The 14,889-nt window shown below is 45.5% G+C and carries 17 protein-coding genes; 16 read left to right on the forward strand and 1 reads right to left on the reverse strand.

The genetic code is table 11. The annotated features are described in order from the left end of the window. Positions 1–4 precede the first annotated feature (4 nt). The 4 genes from RIN81_RS04110 (at position 5) to RIN81_RS04125 (ending at position 3,077) form a co-directional block, all read left to right on the forward strand. Positions 5–283, forward strand: a complete 279-nt coding sequence (locus RIN81_RS04110) for a hypothetical protein (RefSeq protein WP_309087676.1) — start codon at positions 5–7, stop codon at positions 281–283. Positions 284–308: 25 nt separating this feature from the next. Then, positions 309–1,076 carry a metallophosphoesterase gene (locus RIN81_RS04115; RefSeq protein WP_309087678.1) on the forward strand — a complete coding sequence of 256 codons (768 nt, stop codon included), beginning with the start codon at positions 309–311 and terminating at the stop codon, positions 1,074–1,076. Between the two features lie 66 nt (positions 1,077–1,142). Continuing rightward, the gene (locus RIN81_RS04120; protein ID WP_309087680.1) at positions 1,143–2,027 is read left to right on the forward strand and encodes a MerR family transcriptional regulator; all 885 of its coding nucleotides are present in this window, start codon (positions 1,143–1,145) and stop codon (positions 2,025–2,027) included. 72 nt (positions 2,028–2,099) lie between these two features. Continuing rightward, complete coding sequence (locus tag RIN81_RS04125) at positions 2,100–3,077, forward strand: YpdA family putative bacillithiol disulfide reductase (RefSeq protein WP_309087682.1); 978 nt, start codon at positions 2,100–2,102, stop codon at positions 3,075–3,077. A 13-nt stretch (positions 3,078–3,090) separates the two neighbouring features. Here RIN81_RS04125 and RIN81_RS04130 read toward each other — a convergent pair whose 3' ends face one another. Continuing rightward, positions 3,091–4,044: an asparaginase gene (locus RIN81_RS04130; protein WP_309087684.1), complete on the reverse strand. Its 954-nt coding sequence runs from the start codon at positions 4,042–4,044 to the stop codon at positions 3,091–3,093. A gap of 75 nt (positions 4,045–4,119) precedes the next feature. Here RIN81_RS04130 and prsW point away from each other — a divergent pair, with 75 nt between their 5' ends. From prsW to RIN81_RS04190, 12 genes are all read left to right on the forward strand, one after another. Continuing rightward, entirely contained in the window at positions 4,120–4,788 is a 669-nt protein-coding gene (prsW, locus tag RIN81_RS04135; RefSeq protein ID WP_309087686.1) for a glutamic-type intramembrane protease PrsW, read from the forward strand. A 93-nt stretch (positions 4,789–4,881) separates the two neighbouring features. After that, complete coding sequence (gene sleB / locus RIN81_RS04140) at positions 4,882–5,631, forward strand: spore cortex-lytic enzyme (RefSeq protein WP_375164492.1); 750 nt, start codon at positions 4,882–4,884, stop codon at positions 5,629–5,631. A gap of 12 nt (positions 5,632–5,643) precedes the next feature. Next, positions 5,644–6,981 carry a germination protein YpeB gene (gene ypeB, locus RIN81_RS04145; RefSeq protein ID WP_309087688.1) on the forward strand — a complete coding sequence of 446 codons (1,338 nt, stop codon included), beginning with the start codon at positions 5,644–5,646 and terminating at the stop codon, positions 6,979–6,981. Positions 6,982–7,076: 95 nt separating this feature from the next. Continuing rightward, positions 7,077–7,739, forward strand: a complete 663-nt coding sequence (locus tag RIN81_RS04150) for a flagellar brake protein (protein ID WP_309087690.1) — start codon at positions 7,077–7,079, stop codon at positions 7,737–7,739. Positions 7,740–7,823: 84 nt separating this feature from the next. Then, the gene (gene cmk / locus RIN81_RS04155; RefSeq protein ID WP_309087692.1) at positions 7,824–8,495 is read left to right on the forward strand and encodes a (d)CMP kinase; all 672 of its coding nucleotides are present in this window, start codon (positions 7,824–7,826) and stop codon (positions 8,493–8,495) included. Between the two features lies 1 nt (position 8,496). Next, positions 8,497–9,084: a lysophospholipid acyltransferase family protein gene (locus RIN81_RS04160; protein WP_309087694.1), complete on the forward strand. Its 588-nt coding sequence runs from the start codon at positions 8,497–8,499 to the stop codon at positions 9,082–9,084. Between the two features lie 89 nt (positions 9,085–9,173). Then, a complete protein-coding gene (rpsA, locus tag RIN81_RS04165) occupies positions 9,174–10,313 on the forward strand; it encodes a 30S ribosomal protein S1 (RefSeq protein WP_309087696.1) in 1,140 nt (379 codons plus the stop codon). Positions 10,314–10,332: 19 nt separating this feature from the next. Next, complete coding sequence (gene fni, locus RIN81_RS04170) at positions 10,333–11,403, forward strand: type 2 isopentenyl-diphosphate Delta-isomerase (protein WP_309087698.1); 1,071 nt, start codon at positions 10,333–10,335, stop codon at positions 11,401–11,403. A 120-nt stretch (positions 11,404–11,523) separates the two neighbouring features. Further along, positions 11,524–12,834, forward strand: coding sequence for a ribosome biogenesis GTPase Der (gene der, locus RIN81_RS04175; RefSeq protein WP_309087700.1), 1,311 nt, complete (start codon positions 11,524–11,526; stop codon positions 12,832–12,834). 21 nt (positions 12,835–12,855) lie between these two features. After that, on the forward strand, positions 12,856–13,896 hold the full coding sequence (locus RIN81_RS04180; RefSeq protein ID WP_309087702.1) for an NAD(P)H-dependent glycerol-3-phosphate dehydrogenase: 1,041 nt from the start codon (positions 12,856–12,858) through the stop codon (positions 13,894–13,896). Positions 13,897–13,914: 18 nt separating this feature from the next. Continuing rightward, entirely contained in the window at positions 13,915–14,115 is a 201-nt protein-coding gene (locus RIN81_RS04185) for a DUF2768 domain-containing protein (RefSeq protein WP_242233600.1), read from the forward strand. Between the two features lie 21 nt (positions 14,116–14,136). After that, complete coding sequence (locus RIN81_RS04190) at positions 14,137–14,862, forward strand: hypothetical protein (RefSeq protein ID WP_309087704.1); 726 nt, start codon at positions 14,137–14,139, stop codon at positions 14,860–14,862. Positions 14,863–14,889 lie beyond the last annotated feature (27 nt).

Raw genomic sequence — 14,889 nt, forward strand, 5'->3', positions numbered from 1 at the left:
GATCATGAAGGACCCTTATCGTGAAATAGCAGAGCAGCATAAGCAGCCGCTTGAAAAAGTAAAAGAGCCTGTGTTGGCAGAAGGTGAAACACTGCAGCGCCCTGTAAAAGAAAAAGCTGAAAAAAGAAACCATTTTCCACTCATTACAGCGCTGCTCGTATTTTTTATTGCATCTCCTTTTTTAGCGGTGTATGCTTTCAAAGAAGAAAAGCCGGCAGTGAACCAAATCGTACACGAACAGCCGGATGATGCGCATCAGGAAACGGCTCAAAACGAGCAGTAACCAACAGAAGAGGACTGAAAATGTTATGTGGAAACAATTAATGACAGGTGCCGCACTTCCAATAGCGGCAGCTGGTTTATATATGTGGAAGGAAGCATTCCGAAACGAGGTAAAAGAAACGGTTGTAACTGATGATCGATTTCCGGAAAAAGCGCCGCTCGCGCTTTTTTTTATTTCTGATATTCACCGGCGCCGCGTTCATCCTTCTATTATCTCAGCCGTTAAAGGCCGCGCAGATGCTGTCATTATTGGCGGCGATTTGTGCGAAGGCGGTGTGAAAAGGGAGCGTATCCGTGAGAATATCAAGCGCCTGTCTTCCATTGCACCGGTTTATTTTGTGCCGGGCAATAATGATTACGAAGCAGGTATAGAGCAATTAACGGCAATGCTTGCCCGATGGCAGGTAACAGTATTAAAAAACAGCTGGGCGATACTGGCGGATGATGTATACCTGCTTGGAACGGACGATTTAAGCGAAGGAAAAAGCGACAAAGCGGCTCTTTTTCACAATGTTCCAGTCAGCGCATTTAAAATTATTGCGAGCCATAATCCCGCTTTTATCCGAATCATTGAGCCAGAGGACCAGGTAGCGGTTTTGCTTAGCGGCCACACTCATGGCGGCCAGATTCGTGTAGGACCGTGGGGGATGTATGAGAAAGGCCGTTGGAAAAACGCGGGTGGTATTCATATGCTTGTATCAAACGGATATGGAACGACCGGACTTCCGCTTCGGCTGGGCGCCCGGGCAGAAACACACCTTATTACGATTTGCCGGCCGGGGCAGACGACTTAAATTTTACGGCTCCCAAGCCGGCCCGTATAATGAATGTACAACCTATCCGTGAAAGGGAAGAGCTTTATGACTGAAGGGAAATACAATATAAAAGCGGTATCGACGTTAACCGGGATTCAGCCTGGTACTCTCCGCGCATGGGAGCGGCGTTATGCCATTTTGGAACCAGTCCGAAATGAAGCAGGGCACCGGCTTTATACGGAAGAACATATTCGAAAGCTGAAATGGCTTTCAGAAAAAGTACAGCAGGGCTTTACAATCAGCCAGGCCGCCGCTCTTCTCGATCAGCATGAAGATACTCATACGAGTCTTCAGCATGTTGAAACAAGCCAGCATGAGGCGCTGTCTGAAGAGCTGCTTCAAGCGCTGCTTCGGTTCGATGAAGTTAAAGCACAGGAGCTAATCAACAAAGCTTTTGCGCTTTATACAATAGATAACGTAACCATTAATATTTTAGCTTCATTGCTCGTTCGAATTGGAACGCTTTGGGAGGAAGGCAAGATTACGACTGCTCATGAACACTTTGCCACCTCTATTTTGCGTGCGCGTATCGGAATGGTCATGCATTCCTTTCCTCACAACGGAGTTCTGCCGAAAGTAGTAGCGGTCTGCGGGCCGGATGAGTGGCATGAGCTCGGCCTTCTCATTTTCACCCTGTTTGTCAGACGTCTTGGCTACGAAGTGGTTTATCTGGGAGCAAGCCTGAAAGAAGGCGATATCTTTACAGTGCTCCAAACAGTAAAGCCAAAATTCGTCTTTCTTTCTTGTACACTCCAACAAAATTTGGAGCCGACTTTGCAGCTTGCAGAGGATATTAAAGAAACGTACCCTGACATGCATATTGGTGTTGGGGGTGCAGCAACGGCAGGTCCTATCCCCGAGCATGCCGGCCAGTATATCGTCGGTACCACTCAAAGCCAATGGAGCGAGTGGATGAACAGCCGTCTATAAGCGGCTTAATTGAAATAAGCTGGTTTTTTTTCTACAATAGAATAGCAGAGAAAAAGAACGGGAGCGGATGACATGAAAACCGAAGAATGTATTATTGTGGGCGGCGGGCCATGCGGGCTTGCAGCTGCGATAGCACTAAAGGAAATAGGCAAAAATCCGCTTGTAATTGAAAAAGGGAATGTTGTGAATGCTATTTATGGCTATCCAACCCATCAGACGTTTTTCAGTTCAAGTGAGAAGCTTGCGATTGGTGATGTGCCTTTTATTATTGAAGGGCGGAAGCCTCATCGAAACCAGGCACTTGTATATTACCGGGAAGTCGTGAAACGGAAAGAGCTGCGGATCAACCGGTTCGAACAGGTTGAGCATGTGGACAAACAAGAAAGCGGGCTTTTCCATGTATACACGTCTAAAGGATCATATGAAACACCTTATGTGGTGATTGCAACAGGATATTATGATCATCCTAATTATATGAATATCCCCGGAGAAGAAATGGAACACGTTTTTCATTACTTTAAAGAAGCCCACCCTTTCTTCGACACAGATACAGTCGTCATCGGCGGAAAAAATTCATCGGTAGATGCAGCACTTGAACTTCATAAAGCGGGAGCCAGAGTAACGGTTCTTTACCGGGGAAACACGTATTCTCCAAGCATAAAGCCTTGGATTTTGCCGGAATTCGAAGCACTCGTTCGAAATGGTGAGATTGGGATGGTTTTTGACGCGAACGTGAAAAAAATTGACCGGGAAACACTAACGTATGAAGTGCGTGGTGACGAGCATACCATTAAAAGTGATTTTGTATTTGCCATGACCGGCTATCATCCAGACCATGCCTTTTTAAAAAAAATGGGCGTCGAAATTGATGACATCACAGGCCGGCCTATTTATAATGAGGCAACCAAAGAAACAAATGTTGAAAATATCTTTATTGCGGGTGTGATTGCTGCCGGCAATAATGCGAATGAAATTTTTATTGAAAACGGCCGTTTTCACGGTGGTGAAATCGCGGCTGCCATTCGGGGAAAAGAAGAAGACGGGGCGTAACACTCCGTCTTTTTTACAGAAATACATGCTGCAGCTGCTCGCTATATCCTGCCGATAGAGCGGCAATCAGCTTTAATCGGGCTTTAGGGCCATTTAAGCCGCCGGCAAAAAAAGCACCCGCTTCTTTGAGGGCAGCACCTCCGCCTTCATAAGAATAAACAGGCTGGACCATTCCACTTTCACATCTTGAAGTAATGACGACTGGAAATCCAGATCGAATCAGTGGAAGAAGTGCTTTAGCAGCTTCAGGCGGCACGTTCCCCTGTCCCATCGCTTCGATGACGACTCCATCACAACAGCCAGCCAGCTGCTCAATCAAAAAAGCATCCATTCCAGCATATGCTTTTAAAATAGGTACGCGGTAATGCAGCTCTTTTACCGCGTATGTTTTCTTTTTGAGCGGTGCAAAGAAAAAGTGGGGTCCGCTTTTTAGAACCGTGCCAATGGGCCCGCTGTCGCGGCTTTGAAAGGAATCAAGGCTGCCTGAATTGGTTTTTGTAACAAATTCAGCACTGTGAATACTGTCATTTATAACGACGAGCACTCCTTTATCGCGCGCTTCGCAGCTGGCCGCTGTTTTAACAGCAGCTATTAAATTGGGGATGCCGTCTGCACCTGCCTCATTGCTTGAGCGCATCGCACCTGTCAGCACAACAGGAATAGCCGTATTCAGCGTTAAGTAAAGAAAAAACGCGGTTTCTTCCATCGTGTCAGTGCCATGTGTGATCACGACGCCATCTGCATCGGATGCCTCGATTTCCTGTTTCAGCAGAAGCATCTTCTCTACACTCATGTGGGGAGAAGGGAGCTGGAATGGTTCTTTTACCGTATAATATGCCTCAACCCCGGGGATATGGACCACTTCGGCAATAGGGTTGGCACCATCTGGAGCTACGCTTCCGGCTGCATTTTCTTTCATGGAAATCGTTCCGCCGGTATGCAGCAGTAAAATGTGTTTTTTCGACATGTTTTATGCTCCTTGTTTTCAATCTTTATGTCTCATGATACGATGGAAAAAACAGAAAGAAAAGAGGGAACATGGATGATCCCGATTCTTTCAGCAGGGATTGCACCTGGTCTTGCACTTTTAGTCTTTTTTTATTTGCGTGACCGCTATGAAACAGAACCGATCTCAATGGTTGCCAAAGCGTTTTTATACGGTATTGTGGTGACATTTCCGGTTATGTTTTTTCAATATGTGCTGATGGAGGAAAAAGTCATCGATGAAGGCTTTATTCAGGCGTTCTGCGCGATTGCTATCCCGGAAGAGTTTATGAAATGGTTTATTTTGTATTTTCTTATTTATTCGCATACACATTTTGATGAGCCTTATGATGGGATTGTATATGCAACGAGTGTTTCGCTTGGATTTGCTACGGCAGAAAATGTCCTGTATTTAATCGCGCATGGGGTAGAATATGCCTTGGTAAGAGCGCTCCTGCCTGTGTCAAGCCATGCGCTGTTTGGCGCGATTATGGGGTACTATATCAGCCGTGCCAAATTCGGAGACCGGCGTTTGGAAAAGAAAATGCTGGCTCTGGCTTTTTTCGTGCCGTTTCTGCTTCACGGGTTATTTGACTATATTCTGGTTATCGAAAGCACTTGGATTTATTATGTGGTTCCGTTTATGCTGTTTTTGTGGTGGTTTGCCATGCAAAAAGTAAAAAAAGCACACATTCTGACAGAGGCATACCATAAGCTGAAATTGTAAAAGAGGCTGCTCAACCGAGCGTCTCTTTTTTTCGTATAAAAAAGGAGGAGGATGACAAACTACTTGTATATTTCGATAGGATGGTGAACGAAATTGACAAAGTGGAAAAAGCAGATTGCAGTTTTTCTAACGCTTGTACTGCTGCTTGCATCCGGGCATGCAGGAGCGTTTTCAGGACAGGTGATTCAGCGCGGAGCTGAAGGGGACGATGTCATCGAATTGCAATCAAGGCTTCAATATACCGGTTATTACCGTGATCAAATTGACGGGGTATTTGGCTGGTCAACGTACTGGGCATTAAGAAACTTCCAGGAATCATTTGGCCTCCCGGTAGACGGGCTGGCAGGCACAGCTACGAAACGAAAACTTGAACAGGTGTCTAAATACGATAAACAGCATGTGAAAAGCCAAATGCGTAAAGGGAAAGCATTTACGTATTACGGTGGAGCCGAAACGTCGGCCCAATCAGTGAATACACCGACTGGATTTTCCCAAAATGATATTCAGCTTATGGCGAATGCGGTTTACGGTGAAGCACGGGGAGAGCCTTATGAAGGCCAGGTGGCCGTTGCTGCGGTTATCTTAAACCGGATTGGCAGTGAATCCTTTCCTAATACTGCTTCGGGGGTTATTTTTGAGCCGGGCGCTTTTACGGCTGTAGCAGACGGGCAAATTTGGCTGACACCAAACCCGAGAGCGAAGGAAGCCGTATTGGATGCTATTAACGGATGGGATCCGACGGGCGAAGCACTTTATTATTTTAATCCAGACACCGCTACAAGTGCATGGATTTGGTCACGGCCGCAAATCAAGAAAATCGGGCAGCACATCTTTTGCGAATAGGAGGCGATCAACATGCGGACATTTATCACAGTCGCACTCGCTGTGCTCTTAGCTGTAACGGCAGTTTGGGGATACAGGCAGCACCAGGAAAAAGAAAGATTGGCGATCGAAGCGGAGAATGGATATCAGCAGGCATTTCACGAACTCGTGTACCAGGTAGATGTGATTCATGATCGAACGGGAGAAGCGCTGGCAATGAATTCGAAAGATAATCTAACACCTGCGCTGACAGATGTATGGCGCCTTACCTCTGAAGCGCACAATGCCATCAGCCGCCTTCCACTCGGTTTTATGCCGTTTTCAAAAACAGAAGAATTTTTAGGGAAAAGCGGTGATTTCACCTATAACACAGCGGTGCGGGACTTGGATACCCAGCCGTTAACCGATAAAGAATATGAGCAGCTTGAGTCTCTTTATAAGCAGTCTGCCGATATTCAAAATGACCTTCGGGCCGTACAAATGAATGTGTTAGATAAAAATTTGCGCTGGACAGATGTAGCCCATGCAGCGGCTGACGGAGATGAGCCGAGGGACAATACGGTTATCGATGGGTTTAATACAATTGAGAAAAAAGCATCCGAATTTTCCGAATCAGACACTTTCCGGGCGACTCAAATTGAAAAATCCGTTTCAGATGATGCGCTCAAAAAGCTGGAAGGGCCTATGATCACCGAAAAAGAAGCGGCTCAACAAGCAAAGGACTATTTTCAGTTTGATGCGGAGGTTACGTCTGTAGACAGCAGTTTAAAAGGAGCTTCCGTTCCGTTTTATCACGTATCTGTTACAGGACAAGACGGTGAAGAAGCCAGCATGGATATTACCAAAAAAGGCGGTTATCCTTTAACGTTTACTGTAAATAGAACCCCAGGTAAGAGTCGAATAAGTTTGCATACTGCTTCTCAGAAAGTGGAAGATTTTTTAGCGAAGCACGGATTTGAAGGGATGGTCATGACGAACAGTGCGCAGTATGACCATACCGGTGTTTTTACCTACACTAAAAAAGTGAAAGACACGCTCATTTACCCAGAATCTGTGACGATCAAGGTGGCGCTTGATACAGGTGCAGTTACGGGTCTTGAAGCACAAAACTATTGGAAAAATAAAAAAGAACGGAACATTAAGGAGCCTGCTTTAAGCGAAGAAGAAGCGAAAAAAGAGCTGCATCCAAAATTAACGGTAATGGAAACAAAAAAAGCGATTGTGACGAATGAAGAAATGAAGGATAAGATGTGTTATGAATTTTTAGCGGAGAATGGCACAGCTTCTTACCGGATCTTTATTAATGCAGAAAACGGAAAAGAAGAGCGGATCGAAAAACTGTCAGAAGCGGAAGCTGCCTATAGGCAATAAGATCATATTGCATTTAGGTCTTAAATCCTTTATAATTTTTTCCAATAAGTGTTTTGGCCTACAAAACGCAGTAAGGGAAAAAGAGAGTGATATGAATGCTTCAGCCTGGTATCGTACTAACACTGGAACCATTTGAAAAAACAGATAAAAAAGAAGAGTATCGATGCAAAGTAGTCGATATAGAAGACGGAAAGCTGTTTATTGACTACCCGGTTAGTATTCAAACAAACCGGGCGGTTTTTTTGATGGAAGGAATGCAGCTTGCTGTCAGTTTCCTTGATCCGGCTGCTTCATCCGCTGTTTTTTTATTCCGTACCGAAGTGATCGCCCGGGTCAAAAAGAAAATTCCTATGCTTGTATTGCAGGACCCGGGTTTTGACCAATATGTACGCATACAACGCCGAAAGTTTGTACGGGTCCAAAAAGCGATTGATATAGCGGTCCACTTTGACGGAATACCGCCTTTTTCTTCGCTGACGGAAGATATTAGTGCAGGTGGCGCAGCGATTGTACTGCCGAATTCTGTGCAGGCAGAGCCTGGGACAGAAGCTAGCGTATACGGGGTGATCCCCTCTCAGCAGGCTGAACCCTTCTATTTTGAAGCGAAAGCAGAGCTGGTGCGTACCCGTCAGGATGAAAAAAGCGGACGCTGCATTGGTTCCTTCGAATTTAAAGACCTCCCTTATGCGGAGCAGCAAATATTAATGCGTTTCTGCTTTGAACAGCAGCTGCGGCTGCGCAGGAAAGGATTGGAATAATAAAGAGCCCATCGTTTGGGTTCTTTTTTGTGTCTAAACCAATCTGTGATAAAATGAATAAGAATTTTTGGATGAGGTGACGACATGGAAAAACAACTGCAAATTGCCATTGATGGTCCTGCTGCTGCAGGAAAAAGCACAGCTGCAAAAATCGTGGCAGAACGGCTTTCTTATATTTATATTGACACGGGCGCTATGTACAGAGCGATTACGCATAAAGCGCTTAAACATAACATAGATGTAGAAGACGGGGAAGCTCTCGGAAAACTTCTTGCCGAGACGGCCATTTCACTTGAACAGGGAGAAAGCGGCCAGATTGTCCTGGTGGATGGAGAAGACGTAACCGAAGTGATTCGGACAGACGAAGTAACAAACAATGTTTCGGCAGTGGCCCGTCACAGTGAAGTTCGGCGTGATATGACACGCCGCCAGCAGCAGTTAGCGGCCAGAGGGGGCATTGTGATGGATGGGCGTGATATTGGTACAAGTGTGCTTCCGGAAGCAGATGTTAAGATTTTTCTGCTGGCTGGTGTGGATGAGCGGGCAAAGCGCCGCCATGCTGAAAATTTGAAAAAAGGATTTTCATCTGATTTGGAGAATTTAAAAAGAGAGATTGCCGCACGCGACAAAATGGATACAGAGAGGGAAGAGTCACCGCTTAAAAAAGCGGAAGGTGCGATTGAAATTGACACGACACATATGTCGATCGAAGAGGTAGCTGAGGCGATTATGGCTGCAGCAGGAGCGGGGGAGTAAGATGGTCACTTTTTATACATTTGCTAAAACAGTCGTAAAATCTATTTTAACCCCCGCCTACCGAATTCACGTTAAAGGTCATGAACATTTTCCAAAAGAAGGCGGGGTGCTTCTTTGTTCAAATCACATTGATAATCTCGATCCACCGATTGTAGGCATTACTTCTAAACGTCCCGTTCGCTTTATGGGGAAAGAAGAATTGTTTAAAAAGAAGTGGATGGGGAAATTAATGAAAGAACTGAATGTTTTTCCGGTAAAACGCGGCATGAGTGACCGGGAAGCCATTCGAACTGGTTTGAAAATTTTAAAAGAAGGACAAGTTCTGGGACTTTTTCCGGAAGGCACACGTTCGAAAACCGGCGAGTTAGGTAAGGGACTTGCCGGCGCGGGATTTTTCGCTCTTCGGACGGATGCAGCAGTTGTACCGTGTGCGATTATCGGCCCTTATAAACTAGGGAAGCCGCTGCAGGTTGTGTATGGACCGCCGATTGATATGGTTTCTCTTCGTGAGCGAAAAGCCTCAGCTGAAGAAGCAACGGAAGCGATAATGGAAGCCATCGCAAAATTAATAAAAGAGCATAAGGGCTGAGCTTCCAGCTTGACAAATTGGGCGGTTTGTAAGAAGTTAGAAGTAAGAATTTTTAAAATTGACGCAGTTTGTATTGAGGAGGATTACATATGACAGAGGATATGAACCAGGCAGAAGTGAATAACTACTCCGTTGGCGACAAAGTACGCGCTACGGTTGTGAAAGTCGAAGAAAAGCAGGTCCAGGTGGAAATTCCGGACAGCAAGAAAGACGGTATTATTCCCATCAGTGAACTGTCAAGCCTTCACGTAGAAAAAGCATCAGATGTCGTCAAAGAAGGCGACGAGCTTGAACTGCTTGTCACAAAAGAAGAAGATGATCTATATGTGTTGTCAAAACGCAAAGCCGATGCGGAAACTGCGTGGGACGACATGCAAAAACGATTTGAAGAAGGCACTATTTTTGAAGCGGAGATTAAAGAAGTCGTTAAAGGCGGCCTCGTCGTAGATCTTGGCATCCGTGGATTTATTCCGGCTTCACTCGTAGAGGATCACTTTGTTGAAGATTTCGAAGATTACAAAGGCCGCGTAATGAAACTTAAAATCGTGGAGCTTGAACAAGATAAAAACCGGTTAATTCTTTCACACCGGGCTGTATTGGATATTGAAAAAGCAGAAAACAAACAAAAAGTGCTTGAAAACATTCAAGCAGGTGATGTGATTGATGGAAAAGTACAGCGTTTAACTGATTTCGGCGCTTTTGTTGATATCGGCGGTGTTGATGGGCTTGTGCACATTTCCCAGCTTTCACATGAGCATGTAGAAAAACCATCCGATGTACTTACGGAAGGACAAGAAGTAAAAGTAAAAGTGCTGTCTATTGACCGTGACAGCGAGCGAATTTCTCTATCTATTAAAGAAACACTGCCTGGACCATGGGAAAACATCGCAGATCGTGCACCAATTGGATCAGAACATGAAGGCACAGTGAAACGCCTTGTTTCATATGGTGCGTTTGTCGAAGTGTTCCCAGGCGTAGAAGGTCTTGTTCATATTTCTCAAATCTCTAACCGCCACATTGGCACTCCTCATGAAGTATTGGAAGAAGGGCAGACTGTTAGAGTAAAAGTGCTGGATGCCAATGAGCAGGAGCATCGTTTATCGCTCAGCATGAAATCATTTGAAGAAGCAGAGCCGGAAGAAACAATTGATTCCTATGAATTGCCGGAAGAAAGCTCAGGCTTCCAAATTGGTGATATTTTAGGTGACCAGCTAAAAGATTTAAAATAAACAAGACGGTGATGACAACTTGAGCAGAGCGGAACGTAAGATTGACCATATTCATTATGCATTGTCAACGGGACAAAGCCGGCGGACAGGATTGGATCACATTCAATTTGTTCATCAGAGCCTCCCGGGTTCCTCTGTCAAAGATATATCGCTATCAACGGAAATCGGCGGACTTCAGTGGAGTTCGCCGATTTTTGTGAATGCGATGACAGGCGGAGGCGGAGAAGTGACAGCGCGCATTAATACGCAGTTAGCAGAAGCAGCCGCAGCATGCGGCATCCCAATGGCTGTCGGTTCTCAAATGTCAGCGCTTCGCCATCCGGATGAAAGAGCTACGTTTGAAGCCGCCCGGAAAGCCAATCCAAAGGGCATCATGATGGCGAATATCGGGGCAGAGGCATCAGTGGAAGAAGCTCGTGCCGTGTGTGAGATGATCGAAGCAGACATTCTGCAAATCCATTTAAATGTCGTTCAGGAACTTGCGATGCCTGAAGGGGATCGGGATTTTCGTGGAGCTGTTGATCGGATTGCTTCTATTTGCGAAACGGTAAAGGTACCGGTGATTGTAAAAGAAACCGGTTTCGGGATAAGCGCTGAAACGGCCCGGCTATTAAATGATCTTCCGTTGGCAGCAATTGATACAGCGGGGTTTGGCGGAACAAACTTTGCTGCTGTTGAAAATGAGCGGGCTGCACGCCCTCTTGCTTTTTTCAACAGCTGGGGCATTCCAACTGCTATATCTATTGTTGAAACCCTTTCGGGGGCTCCAGGTCGTCCTGTTATCGCTTCAGGCGGTCTGCAATATGCTGATGATGTGGTGAAATCATTGGCACTGGGCGCTTCAGCAGCCGGGTTGTCCGGCTTTCTGCTAAACGTTTTGATGACAAGCGGACAGGAAGCTCTGGTAGAGCATATCGAACAAATGAATGCAGATCTAAAAATGATGATGTGCGCGCTCGGTGCCCGGTCCATTTCCCATCTTCACAGCGTTCCGCTTATCATATCAGGAGAAACGTGCCAATGGCTGCAGGCCCGCGGGTTAAAGCCGGAGCGATTTGCTCTCCGCACGCCGGTGCCATTTGATTCATAACCAAAATATGATAAAATAAATTGTTGATTGAACCCCTTCTCATGGTAGAAGGGTTTTCTTTTGAACAAAATAAAGAAGTACTGAGAATAAATTGGGTGAACCATTGAAGGGAAAGATGTAATGATGAAACGGACTGTTGCGATCGTTGGAAGGCCAAACGTAGGTAAATCAACGATTTTTAACCGGATTGCCGGTGAGCGTATTTCCATTGTCGAAGATGTGCCGGGTGTAACCCGCGACCGTATCTACAGTTCAGGCGAGTGGCTGACGCATGAATTTAACTTGATTGATACAGGCGGTATTGACTTAGGTGACGAGCCTTTTCTAGACCAAATTCGCCAGCAGGCTGAAATTGCGATTGATGAAGCGGATGTGATTATTTTTATTGTAAATGGCCGTGAAGGTGTCACATCGGCAGACGAAGAAGTAGCCAAAATTTTATACCGGTCTAAAAAGCCGATTGTACTTGGTGTAAATAAAATTGATAACCCGGATATGCGGACGGATATTTATGATTTTTATTCACTTGGTTTCGGGGAGATTTTTCCGATTTCCGGTTCGCACGGTATTGGCCTTGGAGATTTGCTTGACGAAGTTGTCTCGCATTTTCCGACTGGAGAAGACAAACCGTACGAAGATGATGTCATTAAATTTTCGTTAATTGGCCGTCCGAATGTAGGAAAGTCGTCTCTTACAAATGCGCTGCTCGGAGAAGACCGTGTTATTGTCAGTGATATTGCGGGCACGACGCGCGATGCGGTTGACTCTCCTTACACGTACAATGGCCAAAAGTATGTAATCATTGACACAGCCGGAATGAGAAAACGCGGTAAAGTGTATGAGACAACTGAAAAATACAGCGTGCTGCGTGCGATGAGAGCGATCGAACGCTCTGACGTTGTGCTGGTCGTGTTAAATGCTGAGGAAGGCATTCGTGAACAGGATAAGCACATTGCCGGCTACGCGCATGAAGCAGGACGGGCTGTTGTGATTGTTGTAAACAAATGGGATGCTGTTGAAAAAGATGAAAAAACAATGGGTGAATTTGAAGAAAACATCCGCAGTCATTTTCAATTTTTAGACTATGCACCTATCGTATTTTTGTCTGCCAAGACGAAAAAACGAATTCATACACTGATGCCATATATTGACCGGGCGAGCGAAAGCCACTCAATGCGTGTTCAATCAAGTGTGTTGAATGATGTCATTACCGATGCCGTGGCGATGAATCCAGCACCGGCAGACAAAGGAAAACGGCTGCGCGTTTATTATGCAACACAGGTTTCGGTCAAGCCGCCGACGTTTGTTGTATTTGTGAACGAGCCGGAACTCATGCATTTCTCTTATCTCCGCTTTCTTGAAAACCGCATTCGTGATGCGTTCTCATTTGAAGGAACGCCGATTCACATTATTGCGCGCGCAAGAAAATAAGAAGGAAAGGCTGTGTTTCATATGACAGAAAAAATTGCAGTGCTGGGGGCAGGGAGCTGGGGAACAGCTCTTGCCCTTGTGCTTGCCGATAACGGTCTGGATGTGACCATGTGGGCCAAAAATAAAGAGCGGATAGCCGAATTGAATACACATCATACAAACAGCCGGTATTTGCCGGATATTTTACTGCCTGCCTCTATTCTCGGTACAACATCACTTGCTGAGGCGCTTGAAGGATGCAGTACGGTTGTGCTTGCTGTGCCAACAAAAGCGATCCGGGAAGTAGCACGTCAAATCGTTCAGACGGCTGCATCACCGGTTACCGTTGTACATGTGTCCAAAGGTATTGAACCTGATTCACTGCTACGCATTTCCGAAATGATTGAGCAGGAAATGCCTGAAAATGCACTGAAAGACGTAGTGGTGCTGTCAGGACCTTCCCATGCAGAAGAAGTAAGTCTGCGCCATCCAACAACCGTGGCGGTGTCTTCTCGCTCGCTTGAAGCGGCTCAACACATTCAGGACTTATTTATGAACCAGAACTTCCGGGTTTACACAAATCCAGACATGATCGGTGTAGAAATCGGCGGCGCATTAAAAAATATTATCGCGCTTGCAGCTGGAATTTCCGACGGACTCGGCTATGGAGACAATGCAAAAGCAGCACTTATTACCCGCGGATTGGCGGAAATTGCCCGGCTTGGCACAAAGATGGGGGCAAATCCGCTTACCTTCTCGGGCCTCGCCGGTATTGGCGATTTAATCGTCACATGCACAAGTGTTCATTCAAGAAACTGGCGGGCTGGAAATATGCTCGGTCAGGGCAAAAAGCTGGATGAAGTGCTCGAAAGTATGGGAATGGTTGTGGAAGGAGTCCGCACGACAAAAGCCGGTTATCAGCTTTCCCAAAAATACGATGTGCAAATGCCGATTACACAAGCACTCTATCATATTTTATTTAAAGAGCAGGATCCTAAAAAAGCTGTAGATGATTTAATGGCACGTGTAAAAAAACATGAACTGGAAGACTTAATCGATATTTTAGATACAAAGCGGGATTAGTGGAAAGGACGAACGCCCATGTCACCATCCATGCTGAAAATGTGGATTTCATTTGCCGGAATGGGGCTGATGATTGTCTCTATTTTTTCAATCTACATGAGCCGTTACAAGTTTCGTAACCGCTTTTTAAAAGGAATAACCGCACTTTTCGCTTATATATGCATGATTGTCGGCGGGCTTATTGTTGTTTATGTGGTTTTGAGCGGCCCGACCCGTTAATGAAGGGGTGAACCAGTAACCATGATAAGGAGAAACAGCCTGCTTCTTTTTTGGACGGCAGCGCTCTCTTTCATATTAAGCGGCTGCTTATATCCTGAGGAGAAGTTAAGCCAAAATGAACAGCCGTATGAAGACCAATTACGAGCCGTTCAAACGGCGGTTGATCAATTCCAAAGGGAAGAGGAAGGCATTTTGCCGATTAAAACAAAGGAAAATAATCCCGATCTTTATGAAAAGTATCCGGTTGATTTTGGAAAAATATCACCTCGTTTTATGGCGGAGACGCCAGGGAATGCATTTGAAAGTGGCGGCATTTACCAGTACGTACTTGTAGATGTCGAAAAAAATCCAACCGTCAAACTGATTGATTTGCGCATAGCTGAACAAATTCGAAGCGTGAATATCCGCCTTCTTGCCCACAAGTATCCTCCTTTTAAAGAGACACTGGCCGATAATGTATATTCACTCGATTTTAAGGAACTTGGATTTGAAGAAGAGCCCTATGTAACAAGTCCTTATTCCGGACGGCAGCTGCCACTTGTCATAAGTGGTGACGGAACGCTTTATGTAGATTATGCAGCTGATTTGTATACAGCCCTTCAAAAATTGGACAAGCTTCCTGCGCCTGGTGAAGATATTCGCAGCCTGCTTACCCAGTCTTCTCCCATTGTACCGGCATTTTCACTGCCTTATACGGTCGATGAACAAGGAGAGCCTGTTTTTATGCAAAAAAAGAAGCCTGCTTAACATGCAGGCTTCTTTTTTTGCATACAT

Origin of the sequence: Domibacillus sp., from assembly GCF_031181085.1 — a bacterium.
In the GTDB taxonomy this organism is placed as follows: Bacteria; Bacillota; Bacilli; order Bacillales; family Domibacillaceae; genus Domibacillus.

Bases quoted from the DNA above. Each gene is read 5' to 3' on its own strand.
- RIN81_RS04110 (WP_309087676.1), top strand. From the start codon at position 5: ATGAAGGACCCTTATCGTGAAATAGCAGAGCAGCATAAGCAGCCGCTT.
- RIN81_RS04115 (WP_309087678.1), top strand. From the start codon at position 309: ATGTGGAAACAATTAATGACAGGTGCCGCACTTCCAATAGCGGCAGCT.
- RIN81_RS04120 (WP_309087680.1), top strand. From the start codon at position 1,143: ATGACTGAAGGGAAATACAATATAAAAGCGGTATCGACGTTAACCGGG.
- RIN81_RS04125 (WP_309087682.1), top strand. From the start codon at position 2,100: ATGAAAACCGAAGAATGTATTATTGTGGGCGGCGGGCCATGCGGGCTT.
- RIN81_RS04130 (WP_309087684.1), bottom strand. From the start codon at position 4,044: ATGTCGAAAAAACACATTTTACTGCTGCATACCGGCGGAACGATTTCC.
- prsW (WP_309087686.1), top strand. From the start codon at position 4,120: ATGATCCCGATTCTTTCAGCAGGGATTGCACCTGGTCTTGCACTTTTA.
- ypeB (WP_309087688.1), top strand. From the start codon at position 5,644: ATGCGGACATTTATCACAGTCGCACTCGCTGTGCTCTTAGCTGTAACG.
- RIN81_RS04150 (WP_309087690.1), top strand. From the start codon at position 7,077: ATGCTTCAGCCTGGTATCGTACTAACACTGGAACCATTTGAAAAAACA.
- cmk (WP_309087692.1), top strand. From the start codon at position 7,824: ATGGAAAAACAACTGCAAATTGCCATTGATGGTCCTGCTGCTGCAGGA.
- RIN81_RS04160 (WP_309087694.1), top strand. From the start codon at position 8,497: ATGGTCACTTTTTATACATTTGCTAAAACAGTCGTAAAATCTATTTTA.
- rpsA (WP_309087696.1), top strand. From the start codon at position 9,174: ATGACAGAGGATATGAACCAGGCAGAAGTGAATAACTACTCCGTTGGC.
- der (WP_309087700.1), top strand. From the start codon at position 11,524: ATGATGAAACGGACTGTTGCGATCGTTGGAAGGCCAAACGTAGGTAAA.
- RIN81_RS04180 (WP_309087702.1), top strand. From the start codon at position 12,856: ATGACAGAAAAAATTGCAGTGCTGGGGGCAGGGAGCTGGGGAACAGCT.
- RIN81_RS04185 (WP_242233600.1), top strand. From the start codon at position 13,915: ATGTCACCATCCATGCTGAAAATGTGGATTTCATTTGCCGGAATGGGG.
- RIN81_RS04190 (WP_309087704.1), top strand. From the start codon at position 14,137: ATGATAAGGAGAAACAGCCTGCTTCTTTTTTGGACGGCAGCGCTCTCT.